This window comes from Ferrovum sp. (assembly GCF_027317285.1).
Classification (GTDB): Bacteria; Pseudomonadota; Gammaproteobacteria; order Burkholderiales; family Ferrovaceae; genus Ferrovum.
Map to the genome: position 1 here is coordinate 1 of NZ_DAHVHV010000133.1, position 845 is coordinate 845.

Sequence of the window (845 nt, forward strand, 5' to 3'; positions counted from 1 at the left end):
GATCTCGGCTGCCCGGTTTGCCTCGATTGCTGCCTGTCACTCAGCATCAAGATGCATTTCCGCAATATGAACCAAAACCGCTGTTTAAATCACGATATTGAACAAACACGTTCAAATGGTATTTTGCAGTTGAAATTGCTGGCGGGTTTGCGATTGGAATGGGGTTGTTACTGGCTTTGTAAAACCGCGTAAATATGGCTGCAGATTTAATTTTGGCAATAAGACATACATGGATGCCCCCAGTTTGCAACAACTTTTAATCAATAATTTTGAAAAGGTAAAGATTTCAGCCATACATCCAGACTTTATATGAAGCTTTTAGCTTCTGTCCCTGATAAATATTGACCTGTCAAGTATTTCAATAATAATGTGTTAGTCCCAAATAATAATCTTCTAAATCATCTTGCAGTGTGTGGGTAGCAGAACGGACGGCATGCCGACGGTTGATTAGTCTGACATGACTGCTCGGCTTTTCGATTGACACAGCCCACGACTACTTATTCTATACTAAAGTTTCGGAGTTCATATTAGGGTAAATAAATCACTTAAGTCAATGATTTTTATGTTTTTAATCGCATTATTTTGACATCAAGTTGCAGTGTTTGCATAAAGAACTCCTGTATGTGTCTATCAATGGTTTGGGTGATTTTTCCAAACGAATCCCTGATATGTATTGACCTGTCAAGTATTTCAATAATAATGTGTTAGTCCCAAATAATAATCTCCTAAATCATCTTGCAGTGTGTGGGTAGCAGAACGGACGGCATACCGACGGTTGATCAGTCTGATATGCGCGGGTTGGTTACCGCATGACAACCGATTCGTCGGGGAGCTGCCTCGCTCTA

1 protein-coding gene is annotated in these 845 nt (G+C 40.2%); it reads left to right on the forward strand.

Going from position 1 to position 845, the window contains the following annotated elements; genetic code table 11:
- Nucleotides 1–192 (forward strand): hypothetical protein (locus tag M6F29_RS11925; RefSeq protein WP_298160196.1); only part of this gene is annotated, 192 nt, incomplete at its 5' end.
- Between the last annotated feature and the right edge of the window lie 653 nt (nt 193–845).